The sequence below is a fragment of the Streptomyces sp. NPDC045846 genome (assembly GCF_056431605.1).
The window spans coordinates 425,487-440,416 of the sequence record NZ_JBWKKJ010000005.1 but is presented as its reverse complement, the minus strand read 5'-3'; the positions used below and the strand labels follow the sequence as shown (position 1 = coordinate 440,416).

Below are 14,930 nucleotides of genomic sequence, written 5' to 3'. Positions count from 1 at the left end.
CCAGGAGCCGCCCCATGCCCCAGCTCTCCTACGGCGACATCAAGACCGCCGCTGACCGCATCACGGGGCACATCCGCCCGGTCGCCGTCGCACCCCTGGATCCCGGAGCCCTGGGCGCCAGGCACCATGAATCCCCCGACGACCGCGCCGGCGAGTCCTGCCAGGTCTGGGGCGCGATGGAGTTCATGCAGCACACCGGGAGCTTCAAGGCCCGCGGCGCGGTCAACTTCCTCCGCTTCCACCAGGACGCGGGGACCCTGCCCGACGCCGGGGTGACCATCGCGTCGGGCGGCAACGCCGGCCTGGCCTGTGCATGGGCCGCCAAGCGCCAGGGTGTGACCGCGACGGTGTTCCTGCCCGCCAACGCCCCGACCGTGAAGGTCAACAAACTCCGTTCCTACGGGGCGACCGTGCACCTGGTCGGTGAGCAGTACGCGGAGGCCCTGGCCGCATGCGAAGCCTTCGCCGAAAGCACCGGCGCCCTGGCCTCCCACGCCTACGACCACCCCCTGATCGCCGCCGGTGCCGGAACACTTCTCGACGAGATCCGCCAGCAGGTACCCGGCCTGGACACGGTGGTCGTCGCCGTCGGCGGCGGAGGCCTGTTCGCCGGAGTGGCCACCGCAGCTCAGCACCACGGCATCCGCACCATCGCCGTCGAGCCCCAGAACTGCCGAGCCCTGAACGCCGCCCTCGAAGCCGGCGAACCGGTCGACGTCACCGTGGACTCCATCGCGGCGGACTCCCTCGGCGCCCGCCGCACGACGACCATGGCGCTCCACGCCCTGCGTCAAGACCGTACGCACTCCGTGCTCGTGCCGGACTCCGCCATCATCAGCGCCCGCCACGCACTGTGGGAACACCACCGCATCGCCGTCGAGTACGGCGCGGCCACCGCGCTCGCATCCCTCACCGTCTGTCCGCGCGGCCTTCCCGACACCACGCCCGAGCCCGAACAGGCACGGCCCTCCTACACGCCCAGCCCCGGCGAACGCATCGCCGTCGTGCTCTGCGGCGCCAACACCGACCCCGCTTCCCTCCTCACTCCAGCCGCCAGCCCGTCCCAGTAGTCCCCGCAGGCGAGGGACAGTTGCCGCACCCACGCGCCGGACCCGCATGAATCTCCAGGCACCTGCCGGACAGGCCTTCCGGCCACCGGCATCGCGGTCCGCCCGGTCGAAGCCACGGAGGCCTTCCGGCGGTACGGCGACGTCAGCCGGACCGGGCAGCACGCTGTCCGGCCTTCGTACGTGGCACCTCGGCACCGGCCGATGTCCCGGGGACCCACGTCGGCCTCACCGTGCAAGGGCACTTGATCAGCCACCGCGTTCGGGCAAGCGGGCCGCCTTGAAGCGAGTGGCCACGGACCTCGCCCGTTCGACTCGCTTCGCGCGGCGGCCCCTTATCGGCCCCGCTTCCAAAGGGTGGACCAGCCGTGTTCCCCCAGGACGGGGTGTGGCACTGTGATCTGGGCCCGCACGCCCGCCGGAGCAACCGTCGGAAAGGAACCGATCGTGACCGATCCCAAGGACAGGCTGGACACACTGCGGGCGGAGATCGAGCGCCGCAATCCCGGACAGCCCGAGTTCCACCAGGCCGTGCGGGAGGTCCTGGACACCCTGGGCCCTGTTCTGGCGGCCCGCCCCCAGTACGCCGAGCCCGGGCTCGTCGAACGGCTCCTCGAGCCGGAACGGCAGATCATCTTCCGGGTGCCGTGGACCGATGACCGCGGCCGGGTCCACGTCAACCGCGGCTACCGAGTGGAATTCAACAGCGCACTCGGCCCCTACAAGGGCGGTCTGCGCTTCCACCCGTCGGTGGACATCGGCGTCGTGAAGTTCCTCGGCTTCGAGCAGATCTTCAAGAACGCTCTGACCGGGCTCGGTATCGGCGGCGGCAAGGGCGGCAGCGACTTCGACCCGCACGGCAGGTCCGACGCCGAAGTCATGCGCTTCTGCCAGTCGTTCATGACCGAGCTGTCCCGGCACATCGGCGAGCACACCGACGTCCCAGCCGGGGACATCGGCGTCGGCGGCCGGGAGATCGGCTACCTGTTCGGCCAGTACCGCCGCATCACCAACCGCTGGGAGGCCGGTGTCCTGACCGGCAAGGGCCAGGGCTGGGGCGGTTCGGTGATCCGTCCCGAAGCCACCGGCTACGGCGCCGTGCTGTTCGCCGCCGAAATGCTGAAGGTGCGCGGGGAGTCCCTCGACGGGCTCAGCGCGGTCGTGTCCGGCTCGGGCAACGTGGCCCTGTACACCATCGAGAAGCTTCAGCAGCTCGGCGCCAACCCGCTGACGGCGTCGGACTCCTCCGGCTACGTCGTCGACGACAAGGGCATCGACCTGGCGCTGCTCAAGCAGATCAAGGAAGTGGAGCGGGGCCGCATCAGCGAGTACGCCGCCCGGCGCGGCGCCTCGGCCCGCTTCGTGCCCGATGGCCGCGTCTGGGACACACCGGCCGACGTGGCCTTCCCGTCCGCCACGCAGAACGAGCTGAATGCCGAAGACGCGCGCACGCTCATCGCGAGCGGCGTGAAGGCGGTCTCCGAAGGCGCGAACATGCCCACCACGCCCGAGGCCGTGGACCTCTTCCAGGAAGCGGGGGTCGCCTTCGGACCCGGCAAGGCCGCCAACGCGGGCGGTGTCGCCGTCAGCGCACTGGAGATGGCCCAGAACGCGGGCCGCGTCTCCTGGAGCCGCGAGCGGGTGGAGGACGAACTCGCCGCCATCATGCGGTCCATCCACGCCGTCGCCCACGAGACGGCCGAGCGCTACAACGCTCCCGGCAACTACGTGACCGGTGCCAACATCGCCGGTTTCGAGCGCGTCGCCGACGCCATGCTCGCCCAGGGCCTGATCTAAAGCCCTCCCCTTTGCACCCGCCGTGCCGCGCAACCACACGGCGGCGCGGCGGAACCCTGCGCGGCAGCTCGCCTGACAGGCGAGAGCACGACACCCTGTCAGGCGAGCAACCCGCCACGAGCACGCGCTTCCCTCCGCCGAACTGGACCGCCAACTCCGGCCGCGCGGTGCGCAATCGTGCTCGCAGCCCGCTCTTCCGACCGCCGTACGATGGCCGTGCCTCCACAGCACGGAACCACCGGGCGAGTTCGCCTCCCGTGGGTACCGGTCCCCCTATGGACGACATTCTCGTGGGCACCTGCTCCTGGACCGACCCGGCTCTGCTGCGCAGCGGCTGGTATCCGGCCGGGCACCGGGACGCCGAAGGACGGCTGCGGTACTACGCCGGTCGGTTCCCGCTCGTCGAGGCGGACGCGTCGTACTACGCCCTGCCCCAAGAGCGCGTCAGCCAGATGTGGGCGGAGCGTACGCCGGACGGATTCACCTTTGACGTCAAGGCGTTCTCGCTGCTGACCGGGCACCCCACGCGCGAGGCAGTCATGCCGGACGGGCTGCCGCCCGATGCAAGGGACGCCGACGTGCTCGACGAGGTGTGGTCGCGGTTCGCGGAGGGAGTCGGGCCATTGCGGAAGGCCGGACGGCTCGGCAGCATACTGTTCCAGTTCCCGCCGTGGCTCCGGCCCGGAACCCGGGCCGAGCGGCTCCTTGAGCAGACGGCGCGACGCACGGCCGGCTGGCCGGTCGCCGTGGAGTTCCGCCACCCCGACTGGTGGTGCACCGGGCAGGCCGCGTCCACGTGCGCCCTGCTCGCGGACCATGGCATGGCCGCCGTCGGCGTCGACATGGCTCAAGGGCTGCCTTCCTCCCTTCCTCCCGTCACACCTGTCACCGCATCCCGCCTGGCCGTCGTACGGTTCCACGGCCGCAGCACTTCATGGGGGCGAGGAAGCAAGGAGGACCGCTTCCGGCACACGTACGACGAAGAGGAACTCGCCTCGTGGCTGCCTCGGTTGCGGGAGCTGGCCGGGCGGGTGGAACAGGTCCACGTGCTGTTCAACAACTGCTGCGGTGACGCCTCGGTGCGGGCCGCCGAGCAGATGGACCGCCTGCTACGCGGACAGCGTCGGCCCGCGTGACGCCGACGGTCCAGCGGTGGCGCGTCTCCGCCCCCGGCACCGCGAGCCCTTCTCGCGAGCTGGATGTGCCGGGCCGGAACGCCGCCGAACGCTCCGGCCCCTTCTTGGTCGCGCGCGGCACGGTCGAATCGCGATCAGTTCGCGTAGGGCCGGGCGGGAGCGACGCTGGTGGAAACGGCGGACAGCAGGCCGGTGATGACGGCTCCGATGACGAGGAAGACGGCCGCACTGGCCAATTGCGTGGCCGTGCTCAGGCCGGTGGTGAAAGGCAGGAGCACGAAAGCCACGGTCACCAGCGCGGCGATCCAGACGAAGAAGGCGCCGGGCCGGGCGACGGTGACGAGCAGCAAGTGCAGCAGCCCGGTGGCCACCAGCGCGGCGCCGGCGGCGCAGGCCGCCAGGTAGCCCGTGGTGGCGTCCCCCCACATTCCCGCCCGGCGCGGGGCGAAGACCGGCACGTCAAGTACGCCGCGCATCAGCAGCGTGACCACGACGGCGGCGAGGGCAGCCACAACGGCCGTGGCCGCCCCGGTCGCCCACAGCCTCCCCGCGGCAACCGACGGCGTCGCGGGCGCCGGACCGCGCTCCGGGTAGGCGCTCGGACCGTAAGAGGGGTAGTCCCCGTACGGGGCTGGACCAGACACAAGATCACCTCACTGAAGACGTGTGACTTCGTGCCGCTACGAGTGCCCCTCGTCGCGCGGTCGATGTGGCATACCGCGCCGTGGTCGAACCGTGACCGGCTCAGAGTCATGGCGAGCCGGGAGCTGCGATCCCGGGCCGATCTCGCGCTGCGCGAGGAGCGGTGCCCGACGACCGCTCCTGTCCCCATGCGTCGCTGCGCCCAGTCCGGAGGGGTCCACCGGCCCGCCTCCCGCGCGCAGTTGGCGGTTTGACCGCGATGCTCAGGGGCACCCACCGCCGCATGGAGTGGCTTCAGTTCGGTCAGGAGTGGATGCGCGGGGCCGCCTGCGTCGACGCGGACCCGGAACTGTTCTTCCCCGTGTCGAATGCGGGTCCGGCGCTCAAGGACCGGGAAGCCGCCAAACGCATCTGCGGCCACTGCCCGGTCAGCCGCGAGTGTCTGAAGTACGCGCTCGACACCGGCCAGCTGGCCGGAATCTGGGGCGGCCTGGCGGAGGAGGAACGCGTACAGCTGCGGCACAGCCTCTCGTCCACCCGCTGCTGATCACGACCGCGGCAGCCGCACGGCAGGTGCCGGGACCCGTCGTAGGGGGCCCGCCCGCGGACCCCGATACAGGGGCGGCCCGAACTCCGCCTCGTATCAACCCGGTTCACCGGCGCACTCGGCTCTGGGCGGCACGCGCTCAGGTTCCCGCCGACGGAGTACCGGTCAACTCTCCTGCCTGCTTCGGCCGCGCGGGTCGGCAGGCCCAGGAGCACAGCCAGGAAGAACCGGGCTCGGGCCCGGCTCCGGCTCCGGCTCCGGCTCCGGCTCCGGCTCCGGCCGACTGAACCACGATGCTGGTCAGCGCGTGGGCCCGGGCTTCGGCGGCAGCTGCTCCTCGGGTACCACATGGACAGCGGCCTCCTCGGCGCCGGCCGCGCCTCCGTCGACGCCCGCGTCGAAGGCAACGAGGCCCCTGCCGCCGTCCGCGCCGTTGCGGTCCTCCGGCGCCACCAGGCGTCCGGCGCGATCCGTGCCGGCCTCCGCATCGACCGGCTCACCCTCCCCGCCGGGCAGGTCGCCCACGTCGTCGCCCACCGGTGGCTCCCGGTCCGGAACCTCCTGCCTCAGCCGTTCGTCCAGGGACTCGCCCATACGCTGCTCCGCGGCCGTGGTGCCACTCTTCGTCACACCCAGGGGCTTCTCCGGCGGCGAATACCCCTCGTCGAGCATGTCGTCGTACGTGCGCTCGTCGACGGCGTCCTGGAGATCGAGGGGAGCCGCGTCCTCCTGCTCCTCATTGCCGCCCGTGGGCTGGTAGACATCGTCCGCCATGTCGTCGCCGTTCATGACTACCTCGTGGTTCCGTATGTCCGATGGGGCAAGCGCTGCACGGGCTGCCCGTGCAGCGCTCTCCAAGTGCCCGTGGCGCGCTTCGCCAAACGCGTGGGCTCGGCGCCCCGCCGCAGGCCAGGAGCCTGTTCGCACGAGAGCATGGCCCGCCGTCCACCGCGCAGGCAGAGAGCGGCTGCGGCATCGCGGCGCCCCAGGGCGCTTGCGGCCGCGGCTTCGCCACCCACACGACAGCGGCTCGGGGCGGTCGGTGAAGGACACTCCCGAGGGTGTGGGGGCACCCGGGCCGTGGCACTCGCGGCTCTGCACACCTCTTGCTCAGCGGGGGGCGACGGGCACAGACGTGGGTTGCGGTCCAGATAACGGCGAGTTAAGGTTACGCCCGATCGATCCCGATCACAGGGTTGTTACTCCCCCGACGACGTCACCGTCGTCGTGAGGCGAGGCAAGGCCTGGGAAGCGCCGTTGGCGCGTCCCGGGCCTTTTTTGTTGCCCGGACCCGGGGCGGGAGAGATCACGAACCGATGCAGGACGGCAAGCACCCCGAGGATGCGAGGAAGCATCATGAGTACACCCGAGCAGGGAACCGATGCGCTGGCGGAGGCAATTCTCCGCGGCGTGGGCGGCCCTGAGAACATCGAGAGCCTCACGCACTGTGCGACGCGGCTCCGCTTCCAGCTCCACGACGGGTCGAAGGCCGACCAGGCGGCGCTCGATGCCCTGGACGGGGTCATGGGGACCGTGCCGCAGTCCGGTGACCGCTTCCAGATCGTGATCGGCGGAGCCGTCGCGGGCGTCTACTCCAAGATCATGAACCTGCCGTCGATGAGCGCCGGCGGTACGCCCCGGCCGCAGTCCGACGCCGACGTCAAGGACGCGATCCGCGCCAAGGGCCGCGGGCGCTACGCCTGGCTCGACAACTTCTTCGAGTACCTCTCCGACTCCTTCCGCCCGATCATGGGCGTACTGCTCGGCTCGTCGCTGATCATCGCGATCGCGTCCGTCCTCGACGCCCTCGGCGTGGTCGACTTCCGTGCCGCCGACAAGTCCGCCACCTGGGTGTTCGTCGACGCCATGTGGCGCTCGGTGCTGTACTTCCTGCCGCTCATGGTCGCCTACAACGCGGCCAAGAAGCTGCGGATCGACCCGTGGGTGGGCGCCGCCGTGATGGCCGCGGTGATGACCCCGAACTTCACGGGCATGCTCAACCCGAAGTCCGGGATCCCCGGCGTCACCTGCTCCACGAACGCGACGCTCGGCACCCAGGAGTGCGTGGCCCACGTCTTCGGGCTGCCGATGCAGCTCAACGACTATGGCGGCCAGGTGTTCGTGCCGCTGCTGATGGTCGCCCTGCTCGCACTGGTCTACAAGGGCCTGCAGCGCGTCTTCCCCGAGAGCATGCACATGGTCTTCGTGCCGTTCTTCAGCATGCTGATCATGATCCCGGTGACCGCTTTCCTCATCGGCCCCCTGGGCATCTGGGCCGGCAACGGCCTCGGTGAGGGGCTGTCGTGGCTGAACGGCAACGCCCCGATCGTCTTCGCGATCATGATCCCGCTGATCTACCCGTTCCTGGTGCCGCTGGGTCTGCACTGGCCGCTCAACGCCCTCATGCTGGTGAACATCAACACCCTGGGCTACGACTTCATCCAGGGCCCGATGGGTGCGTGGAACTTCGCCTGTTTCGGTGCGACCGCGGGCGTGCTGCTGCTCTCGATCCGCCACCGCGAGAAGGAGATGCGCCAGACGGCCACCGGCGCCCTGGCCGCGGGCCTGTTCGGCGGCATCTCGGAGCCGTCCCTCTACGGCATCCACCTGCGCTTCAAGCGGATCTACCCGCGCATGCTCGTGGGCTGCCTGGTGGGTGGCGTGCTCGTGGGCGTCCTGGGCGGCGTGAACACCAAGGCCTTCGCCTTCACCTCCTTGCTGACCATCCCGGTCTTCACGCCGATGCCCACGTACGGCATCGCCGTCGCGGCGGCCTTCTTCACCTCGATGGCACTCGTGTACTTCTCCGACTTCCGCACCCCCGAGCAGCGCGCCGAGATCAACGCCCAGCGGGACATGGCCGAGGCCGCCGCCAAGGGTGCGGACGTACCGGCCGAGGCCGCTGTCGGCGGTGCGGACGTACCGGCCGAGGAGCGCGAGCTCGTCGCTGTCGGGGCCACCACTGCCGCCGCTGCCTCCGCCACCGCCCCGGCTGCGGGCTCCGCCGCCCCGGTCGGCGCCGCTGCCCGGGCGACGGATGTCGAGCTCGCGGCGCCGGTCGCGGGCCAGGTGGTCGGCCTTGACGAGGTCGGAGACCCGGTCTTCGCCTCTCGCGCGCTCGGCGAGGGCGTGGGCATCGAACCGGCCGACGGGCGCATCGTCGCCCCGGTCGACGGTGAGCTGGTCACGGTCGTCGACACCGGCCACGCCTTCGGCATCCGCACCGCGGACGGCATCGAGGTGCTCGTCCACGTCGGCATCGACACGGTGCAGATGAAGGGCGAGGGCTTCGACGTGCGCGTGGCGTCCGGGCAGCAGGTCTCCACCGGCGACCTGCTCGTCGAGGTCGACCTCGACGCCGTGCGTGCCGCCCAGCACCCGACCGTCACGCTCATGACCGTCACCAACACCGCCGACCTGGCCTCGGTCACGCCGCACACGGGGCGGGCCGTCGCAGCCGGCGAGCCCGTGGTGACGGTCAAGCGGTAAGGACCCCGCCCCCGAATCGGGACGCGCGCCCCCATCGCGGGGCGCGCGTCCCGCATCGGCCGCGGTGAGGGTTGGCACGCACGGCCGACAGTACGGGATCATTCGGACAGGAATCGGGCCACGGACGGAAGGAAGGAGGGGCCGGTGGAGGCACTACGCGTGCTCAACAACAACGTGGTCCTGGCGCGCGACGAGAAGGGCCAGGAAGTCATCCTCACCGGGCGTGGCATCGGCTTCAGCTCCCGCCAGGGCAAGCCCGTCGACCCCGCGCTGATCGTGCGCGTCTTCGTGCCGGCCGACGGCCGCGACCCCGACCACCTGGCCGAGGCCTTCGCCCTCATCGGTGAGGACGTCCTGCGGGCCGTCGTCATCGCCCTCGACGAGGTCGGCATCGAAGGGCGCGAGTCCACCCGCCCCACCCTGGCCATCGCCGTCGCCGACCACGTCGCCGGTGCGTTGGACCGGGCCAGGCGCGGCATCGTCGTCGAGTACCCGCTGCGCGCCGAAGCCCAGACCCTGTACGCCGCCGAGTACGCCCAGGCACAGCGGCTACTGGCGGCCATCAACGAGCGCGTGGACCCGAAACTGGACGCCTCCGAGGCGACCGCGCTGGCGCTGCACCTGGTCAACGCCGGCTTCGCGTCGGGCGACCTGTCCTTCACGTACACCATGACCGGAGTCATCCAGCAGTTGCTCGCCATCGTGGGCCAGCAGCACGGTCTGGACGTCTCGCAGGAGTCGGTCAGCGCGGCACGGTTCATCACCCACGTCCGCTACCTCTTCGTACGGATCCAGCAGCACCGCCAGCTCAAGGGCCACGAGTCCACCATCGGCAAGGGCATCCGTCAGCACTACCCGGAGGCGACCCACACCGCACAGCGGCTCGCCACGATCGTCGAGCTGCGTCTGGGACAGCAGCTGAGCGAGGACGAGGTCTCCTACCTGGCGCTGCACGTGGCCCGCATGACCATGGAGGAGGACGGCTCCGGCGCGTGAGCCTGCGGAGCGGGCCAGGTGTGCGCGACAGTAAAGAGCGCCCTCGCCCCAGGAGCCCCCGTCCTGTCGTGCCCCTGCGATGGCCGGGAGTGCTGGGGTGAGAGCACCGCGGCAACCGCGTCTTCCCCACTGCCAGAACCGGCGACCGGGTGTGCGTCGCTCCGGGACGAAACGGCGCCTCTCCGGGCGACCTGCAACGATCTGTACGTACCGCACATCCGGGGCAGCGGTCTGTACCTGCACAGCCTCGCCCTGCGGATCCCCCGATTTTCTGGCGCAATGCCGACAAAGCCCCCGTAGCGGAGCGCCATTGGCCACGACCGGCGACGCGAACGTCCCGCGAAGCCTCACACGGATTCCCGCCGGGACAGCGGCCATGACCAGCACCATGCCAACTTGTCCAACCAAGTTTGGACCTGGTTCTTCCGCCTGACGGCGGAGATCGGTATCCATGTCCCGTTCACCGTGCACGGCCAGGGCCGAACGGCCCGCTCCCGCATGACCCTTTCACCCGGGACGAGGTACACACATGCGCTTGCGTCGAAGACTCCTCAGCTGGGGGCTCGCCCTCCTCGGCTTGCTGATCTTCTCCCCTCCGACCGCTCACGCGGCCGCTGGCAGCGGCAATCTCATAGTCAACGGCGATGCCGAGGCCGGGGGTTACTGCACGGACGACTGGGCGGCGGCCACCACGGTGCCCGGCTGGACCACCCAGGCCGGCGGGGTGAACGTCATGTGCCACACCGCCGGTTCGTTCGGGCTGCCCAGCGACGGCAACGCTCCCGGCAAGGCCTTCTTCGGGCCCGGCAACTTCGGTGACGGCTCGATGTCGCAGACCGTCGACGTCTCCTCGGCGGCCGCGGCGGTGGACGGCGGCGGGGTGAGCTACAACCTCTCCGGCTGGCTCGGCGGCTGGACCACCTACAGCGGCTACGGCGCCGTGAGCCTGCACTTCCAGGGCGCGAACGGCCGTCCGCTGGGCAGCATCGCCAAGCTGCCCACGGTCTCCGCCTCCGACCGGGGTCTGGCCACCAAGTTCCTCGCGCGCAGCGCCACCGGCCCGGTACCTGCGGGCACCCGATCGATCCAGGTCGAGGTGCAGTTCCTGTCGACGGCGCACGAAGCCGGCTACGTCGACAACCTCTCCCTCACCCTGAACACGCCGGTCACTCCCCCGGCCCCGCTCACCCCTCCCGTGTCCAAAGTGCCGGGCTACGACCACGTGTTCATGGTCATGATGGAGAACACCGACTACTCCGCGATCATGAACGATCCGGCGGACACTCCTTACATGCACAGCCTCATGGGTCAGGGTGCCACGCTGACCGACTTCCACGGCGTCTACCACCCCAGCGACGAGAACTACCTCGCCGTCGCCGGCGGCGACACCTACACCAAGGGTGCCACCTACTGGCCCAACATCAACTCGCCCCAACGCCACCTGGGCGACACCCTGGAGGCCGCCGGCAAGAGCTGGAAGGCCTACGAACAGGGCATGGGCACGCCCTGCAACACCAAGAACAACAATGACAGTTACTACCAGCCCGACGACGCACCATTCATCAACTACACCAATGTCAGCGGCAACGCGTCACGCTGTGCCGCGCACCTCTTCGACACCACGCAGCTGACCACCGACCTCGCATCAGCTTCGACCACCCCGAACCTCTCCTGGATCGCCGCCGACGACTACTACGACGGCGAGGCCTCCGGCAACGGCAACGCCACCAGTCTCAAGACCCAGGACGGCTGGCTGAAGCAGACCCTCGCCCCGGTCCTGACCTCTCCCGCCTGGACCCAGCAGCGCTCCCTGCTCGTCCTGACCTGGGACGAGAGCAGCAGCGAGGCGTACAACCACATCGTGACCACGGTCGTGGGTTCCCAGGGCACCGTCGCGGCGGGGACCACCAGCCCCGCCCACTACGATCACTACGGCATCGCCCGCACCATCGAAGCGGCCCTCGGCCTGCCCGGCCTGACGGCCAATGACACCTACGCGACGCCGCTCAACGCGGCCTTCGCACCGTCCACCGGGACGACGCCGTCTCTCACCGGCGACCTGAACTCGGTCACGAACGGCGGCAACGTCACCCTCCGGTACTCGGTGCCGTCCGCCGCGCAGGTGAGCGCGAAGAACTGGATCGGCATCTATCCGGCCGGAGTCACCCCCGGCCAGCAGTCCGCCCTCGCCTGGGCCTACGCACCCAACTCCAGCGGCGCGACGACCTTCTCCACCGGCAAACTGAGCGGACCGGGCGGCTACGACGCGTACTACCTGGCCAATGACGGCTACTCGGTGCTGGCCGGACCGTTCTCCCTCTCCGTGGGCTGACGACCGCCTACCCCAGCCGCGGCACGCCGTCGGGCGGTCACGCACGCTGACCGCCTGGCGGTTCCTCGCCCGGACCGCACTCTGCCGGAACCTCCTGCCTCTCAACTCGCCGGTGGCCGAGGCGCGTTCACGGCCCCGCTCCCGCCCGACTGAGCCCGGGCCCCTCTCCCGGGACAGGGCGCGGGAGTGCAAGGGCCCCTCATCCTGTGACCGGGCAGGCTCCGCGGGACGTGGGGTTCTGGCCTGGACCGACGGAGACAGACAGCAACGGCGGACTGTGATGGACGACCCGGCGGCACCTGCCTGTTGCTCAACCGCACGGGCCGCAGTCAGGTGCTGCGGTTGGGGGTGGCGTGTGCCCAGGAGGACGGTGCACACTTCGTGAACTTATTCGCACCTGCGACCGAGCAGTCCGCGCCGTGTTCGGCTTGGCGGTATCTGACCTTCTTCTGCGTCGGCGCGAGCCCCGATCGTGGGACGCGTTGGCCGGCGGTACCCGCCGCCGGGGACCGTGAGAGAGGAAGTCCCGCACATGCCTCCCATCCCGGTAAAGCCTGGCATCTACAAGATCCACGCCCACCTCATCGGACCAGGCATGCTGGTGACGACCACGGAGCACGCCGTCAAGTACGGCGCCCCCGTCATCGCCGACCGCCCGGCCCCCGTCCCGTACGAGCAGGAGTGGGCCATCGTTCCCGCCGAGCCCGTGCCCGGGGCGCCGTACGTGATCCACCTCGCCTACGAGGAGCAGGCGGGCCTCGTGGTCGCCGAGGACAAGCTCTGGGTCAACCACGCTCCGCGCGAGGAGTGGGCGAAGTTTACGTTCGAACAGGTCATCGGCGGGGTCAAGGTCTTGTCGGACAAGGGTCTCGTCTGGCGTGCGTCGCACCGCGGCTCGCAGATTGAACTCGTCTCGCCGAAGCCGGAGTTCCAGGAGACGTGGACCCTGGAATTCATCCGTCCCGTCGACGGGGAGTAACACTCCTTGAGGGTGGGCGGCTCGGACCTGCCCGAGCCGCCCCACCAGCGGTGACGGCGGTGCCACCCAGATCGCGGCGCACTGAGTGCCCCCCGGATGCTGACCCTCCGTACGGCATGGGCCGCCGGTCGGCGAGCCCCTTCACCACCCTCACTCCCGAGGGACGCTTCCGGCGCATCGAGGAAACCACCCTCATGCTCCTGGGCAACGACGCCGACCGTGACCTCGGGAGCGCCCGCTGACCCACGCCCACCTCCCGCTCGCCCCGCCCCCCGTATGTGCATCCCAGGCAGATCCTCGTTCCGCGCGGAGGACGGGCGGGCGTGGAGCGGGCGGCCACGTATGCGACGTGGCCGCGCGAGCGCGCCTCCCCGTCGAGATCGTGGAAGGGGCGTGCCCTGCGCTCAGCGCCTCGTCTCGTACCTGGTCAGGAGCACGCCGCCGGGCAGCGTCCGTGTCTCCACCAGATTCAGGTTGACCCAGCTGTCCAGCACGGTGAAGAACGGCGTGCCGCCTCCCACCAGGACCGGCGCGGTGGCCAGGACGTACTCGTCGATCAGCCCGGCCCGCATGGCCGCCCCGGCGAGTGTCGCGCCGCCGATGGCCATCGGACCGCCGTCCTCCGCCTTGAGGCGGGTGATCTCGGCGACCGCGTCGCCGGTGACCAGGCGGGTGTTCCAGTCGACCTTGTCGATCGTCGAGGAGAACACCACCTTCGCCATGTCGCGCCAGCGCCGCGCGAACTCCCTCTCCTCCGGGGTGGCGTTGGGCTGTTGGTCGGCGGTCGGCCAGTGGGAACTCATCGTCCGCCAGAGCTTGCCCCCGTACAGCGACAGATCGGTCTCCGGCAGGCGGTCGGACCAGAACTGGAACAGCTCGTCACTGGGCGCGCTCCAGCCGATGTCATCGCCGGGTGCGGCGATGTAGCCGTCCAGGGTCACGTTCATGCCGTAGATCAGTTTCCGCATGGCGCCGGCCTTCCGAGAGTCGGTCTCACGGTACAGACCGACGCGGCGCGCGAAACTCATCGGCGCGCAATCGGTTCCTCGTGAGGGCGCCGCACCTCGCGACCCCGGACGGCGGTCCCACCCTCGACCGATATGGCCGGGGACACCCTCCGAAGCCGCCGAACGGTCAGCTCACCTCTGCTTCGAAGGTGCGGAGCAGATCGGCGGCGACGCTCAGGGCGATGGTGGCGGGTTGCTTTCCGGTGATGCCGGTCAGCCCGATGGGCGTCTTGATCCGGTCGATGACGGCCTCCGCGTGACCGCCTTCGGTGGAGAGACGCTTGCGGAACCGTGCCCATTTGGGCCCCGAGCCGATCAGCCCGATGGAGCCGAGGTGGGAGGTGCGCAGGGCGGCGTCGCACAGGGCCGCGTCCTCCGCATGATCATGCGTCATGATCAGGACGTGGGTGCCGCGCGGCAGTTCCTCCAGCACCTCCTCCGGCAGCAGCGGTGTGTGATGCACATGGACCTGGGCCACCGCGTCCGCCAGCACGCCGAGCCGCTCGGGCACGAGGACGTCGGAGCGGCTGTCGATGAGGTGGAGGTCGAGATCCTGCCGCGCCAGGATGCGCGCGAGTTCCAGGCCGACGTGCCCGACGCCGAAGATCGCCACCGCGGCCACCACCGGCAGCGGTTCGAGCAGCACCGAGACCGTGCCGCCGCAGCACTGCACGCCGTGCTGGTTGGACACCTTGTCGTTCAGGGCGAAATCGATGAGCTCCGGCTCCGACTTGGCGGCCTCGATCATCTCCCGAGCCCGGTCGATCGCGACGGCCTCGACGTTTCCGCCCCCGATCGACCCCCACGTCCCGGTGTTCCCCACGACGAGTTTCGCACCGGCCTCGCGCGGGGCATGGCCGCGCACGGTCACGACGGTGGCCAGTACGCCGGTCTCCCGACGGGCCCGCAACCGTGCGACCGCGGCGATCCATGTCATG

Annotated in this window: 12 protein-coding genes and 1 pseudogene; 9 read left to right on the top strand and 4 right to left on the bottom strand. The window is 70.3% G+C overall.

From position 1 onward, the window contains the following. Positions 1–14 precede the first annotated feature (14 nt). The 3 genes from AC07F3_RS17020 to AC07F3_RS17010 all read left to right on the top strand — a co-directional run bounded on the left by AC07F3_RS17020 (position 15) and on the right by AC07F3_RS17010 (position 4,000). Positions 15–1,070, top strand: a complete 1,056-nt coding sequence (locus tag AC07F3_RS17020; protein WP_479114779.1) for a threonine/serine dehydratase — start codon at positions 15–17, stop codon at positions 1,068–1,070. Positions 1,071–1,514: 444 nt separating this feature from the next. After that, complete coding sequence (gene gdhA, locus AC07F3_RS17015; RefSeq protein WP_479114777.1) at positions 1,515–2,864, top strand: NADP-specific glutamate dehydrogenase; 1,350 nt, start codon at positions 1,515–1,517, stop codon at positions 2,862–2,864. Between the two features lie 275 nt (positions 2,865–3,139). Beyond that, a complete protein-coding gene (locus tag AC07F3_RS17010; protein WP_479114775.1) occupies positions 3,140–4,000 on the top strand; it encodes a DUF72 domain-containing protein in 861 nt (286 codons plus the stop codon). Positions 4,001–4,134: 134 nt separating this feature from the next. Here the strand turns inward: AC07F3_RS17010 and AC07F3_RS17005 are convergent, their stop codons facing one another. Beyond that, positions 4,135–4,644 carry a DUF6069 family protein gene (locus tag AC07F3_RS17005; protein WP_479114773.1) on the bottom strand — a complete coding sequence of 170 codons (510 nt, stop codon included), beginning with the start codon at positions 4,642–4,644 and terminating at the stop codon, positions 4,135–4,137. Between the two features lie 281 nt (positions 4,645–4,925). Here AC07F3_RS17005 and AC07F3_RS17000 point away from each other — a divergent pair, with 281 nt between their 5' ends. Further along, the gene (locus AC07F3_RS17000; protein ID WP_479114771.1) at positions 4,926–5,189 is read left to right on the top strand and encodes a WhiB family transcriptional regulator; all 264 of its coding nucleotides are present in this window, start codon (positions 4,926–4,928) and stop codon (positions 5,187–5,189) included. 300 nt (positions 5,190–5,489) lie between these two features. Here AC07F3_RS17000 and AC07F3_RS16995 read toward each other — a convergent pair whose 3' ends face one another. Further along, entirely contained in the window at positions 5,490–5,978 is a 489-nt protein-coding gene (locus AC07F3_RS16995) for a DUF5709 domain-containing protein (protein ID WP_479114769.1), read from the bottom strand. Positions 5,979–6,545: 567 nt separating this feature from the next. Between AC07F3_RS16995 and AC07F3_RS16990 the strand changes: the two genes are divergently transcribed. The 5 genes and pseudogenes from AC07F3_RS16990 to AC07F3_RS16970 form a co-directional block, all read left to right on the top strand. Continuing rightward, the gene (locus AC07F3_RS16990; RefSeq protein ID WP_479114767.1) at positions 6,546–8,678 is read left to right on the top strand and encodes a glucose PTS transporter subunit IIA; all 2,133 of its coding nucleotides are present in this window, start codon (positions 6,546–6,548) and stop codon (positions 8,676–8,678) included. A gap of 144 nt (positions 8,679–8,822) precedes the next feature. Next, complete coding sequence (locus AC07F3_RS16985) at positions 8,823–9,674, top strand: PRD domain-containing protein (RefSeq protein WP_479114765.1); 852 nt, start codon at positions 8,823–8,825, stop codon at positions 9,672–9,674. Between the two features lie 535 nt (positions 9,675–10,209). Continuing rightward, positions 10,210–12,006: an alkaline phosphatase family protein gene (locus AC07F3_RS16980; protein WP_479114763.1), complete on the top strand. Its 1,797-nt coding sequence runs from the start codon at positions 10,210–10,212 to the stop codon at positions 12,004–12,006. 532 nt (positions 12,007–12,538) lie between these two features. Next, the gene (locus tag AC07F3_RS16975) at positions 12,539–12,985 is read left to right on the top strand and encodes a hypothetical protein (protein ID WP_479114761.1); all 447 of its coding nucleotides are present in this window, start codon (positions 12,539–12,541) and stop codon (positions 12,983–12,985) included. Between the two features lie 155 nt (positions 12,986–13,140). Next, a pseudogene (locus tag AC07F3_RS16970) lies at positions 13,141–13,227 on the top strand (nuclear transport factor 2 family protein); the annotation flags it as partial. A gap of 162 nt (positions 13,228–13,389) precedes the next feature. Here AC07F3_RS16970 and AC07F3_RS16965 read toward each other — a convergent pair. After that, positions 13,390–13,953 carry a dihydrofolate reductase family protein gene (locus AC07F3_RS16965; protein WP_479114760.1) on the bottom strand — a complete coding sequence of 188 codons (564 nt, stop codon included), beginning with the start codon at positions 13,951–13,953 and terminating at the stop codon, positions 13,390–13,392. A gap of 166 nt (positions 13,954–14,119) precedes the next feature. After that, positions 14,120–14,929 carry a xanthine dehydrogenase accessory protein XdhC gene (gene xdhC / locus AC07F3_RS16960; protein WP_479114758.1) on the bottom strand — a complete coding sequence of 270 codons (810 nt, stop codon included), beginning with the start codon at positions 14,927–14,929 and terminating at the stop codon, positions 14,120–14,122. Between the last annotated feature and the right edge of the window lies 1 nt (position 14,930).

What these genes read in the sequence shown, in the direction of transcription:
- xdhC (WP_479114758.1), bottom strand. Translation starts at nt 14,929, where the DNA reads ATGACATGGATCGCCGCGGTCGCACGGTTGCGGGCCCGTCGGGAGACC.
- AC07F3_RS17010 (WP_479114775.1), top strand. Translation starts at nt 3,140, where the DNA reads ATGGACGACATTCTCGTGGGCACCTGCTCCTGGACCGACCCGGCTCTG.
- AC07F3_RS16965 (WP_479114760.1), bottom strand. Translation starts at nt 13,953, where the DNA reads ATGCGGAAACTGATCTACGGCATGAACGTGACCCTGGACGGCTACATC.
- AC07F3_RS16990 (WP_479114767.1), top strand. Translation starts at nt 6,546, where the DNA reads ATGAGTACACCCGAGCAGGGAACCGATGCGCTGGCGGAGGCAATTCTC.
- AC07F3_RS17000 (WP_479114771.1), top strand. Translation starts at nt 4,926, where the DNA reads ATGGAGTGGCTTCAGTTCGGTCAGGAGTGGATGCGCGGGGCCGCCTGC.
- AC07F3_RS16995 (WP_479114769.1), bottom strand. Translation starts at nt 5,978, where the DNA reads ATGAACGGCGACGACATGGCGGACGATGTCTACCAGCCCACGGGCGGC.
- AC07F3_RS17020 (WP_479114779.1), top strand. Translation starts at nt 15, where the DNA reads ATGCCCCAGCTCTCCTACGGCGACATCAAGACCGCCGCTGACCGCATC.
- AC07F3_RS16975 (WP_479114761.1), top strand. Translation starts at nt 12,539, where the DNA reads ATGCCTCCCATCCCGGTAAAGCCTGGCATCTACAAGATCCACGCCCAC.